Origin of the sequence: Kistimonas scapharcae (assembly GCF_039540975.1) — a bacterium.
In the GTDB taxonomy this organism is placed as follows: Bacteria; Pseudomonadota; Gammaproteobacteria; order Pseudomonadales; family Endozoicomonadaceae; genus Kistimonas; species Kistimonas scapharcae.
Map to the genome: position 1 here is coordinate 1 of NZ_BAABFL010000229.1, position 1,096 is coordinate 1,096.

The 1,096-nt window shown below is 46.8% G+C and carries 2 protein-coding genes; both read left to right on the plus strand.

Going from position 1 to position 1,096, the window contains the following annotated elements:
• Window positions 1–212: 212 nt before the first annotated feature.
• Window positions 213–482, plus strand: a complete 270-nt coding sequence (locus tag ABD892_RS10580) for a type II toxin-antitoxin system TacA family antitoxin (protein ID WP_345195589.1) — start codon at window positions 213–215, stop codon at window positions 480–482.
• Entirely contained in the window at window positions 479–1,012 is a 534-nt protein-coding gene (locus tag ABD892_RS10585; RefSeq protein ID WP_345195590.1) for a GNAT family N-acetyltransferase, read from the plus strand. The genes ABD892_RS10580 and ABD892_RS10585 overlap by 4 nt, the downstream gene beginning before the upstream one ends.
• Window positions 1,013–1,096: the final 84 nt, after the last annotated feature.

The following is a 1,096-nucleotide window of genomic DNA, read 5'->3' on the forward strand; positions in this document are numbered from 1 at the left end:
AAATCAGGCTCGCCAATACGTAAGGTGACGGGGGTGTTCAAGTAGACCAGAATCGGTGTTCAAGTAAACCAGAATATGCATCAGTGCCGGTAAATACGATTACCGGCATTTTCAGGCTAAATATTCCGCCATTTATCCGTACAGTTTGCCTCAGGAACTTTTCCGGTCTAAACTGCTCTATACGGAAAATATCTGTACAAAAGGGGGCGGTTATGGCAACGACAAGATTGGATTTAAGGCTGGATGAAGCGATTAAGGCCAAGGCAGAAAAGGCTTCGGCCCTGTTAGGGTTGCGGAGTTTGACGGAGTATGTGGTCCGGCTTATGGATGAGGATGCGACACAAGTCATTGAAAAATATGAAAGCTTTTCGGTAGAAGGGGATGTCTTTGACCGTTTCACTCAAGCCTGTGAGCAGGCCAAGGCACCTAACAAGGCTCTTAAGGACGCATTGGCATTTACTGAAGCGAAGGGCATCAAGTGAGCTGGTCAGCAGAATTTGTTGAGATTGATAAAGCCCGCCATGATCGTGATTCGTTTGATTGTGGCGAAGAGGAATTGAACCGGTTTCTGCAAACCCAGGCAGTAAAACATATGCAGGCCGGAATCAGCCGTACAATGGTGTTGCCAGCAAAACAGCCCCTACCAAACCAAAAATGGCCTATTTGTGCTTTTTACAGTATTGCACCGAGTTCAATCAGTCGAGACAAATTGCCACAGGGCATGGCAAAGCGTTTACCGAAGTATCCCATCCCTGTTTTTTTGCTGGCGCAGCTGGCTGTCCATCGTTCCTATCATGGTCAAGGGTTGGGGAAAATCTGCCTGGTGCATGCCTTACGTTATTTTTGGGAGATCAATGCACACATGCGAGCTTACGCCATAGTGGTGGATTGTTTGACAGAATCAGCGGAGGCCTTTTATCGTAAGTACGGTTTTGAGGTGTTATGTGATCATAATGGTCGAACCAGGATGTTCATACCCATGAAGACAGTTGAGCAGTTGTTTGCGGACTGAATGATTAGGGGCTGTTGACGTTTCATTGAAAGCCTTGAACCAAGCCTGAAAATCCGCAGTATGTTGCTACCGCTCATGCTTTCA

What these genes read in the sequence shown, in the direction of transcription:
- ABD892_RS10580 (WP_345195589.1), top strand. Translation starts at nt 213, where the DNA reads ATGGCAACGACAAGATTGGATTTAAGGCTGGATGAAGCGATTAAGGCC.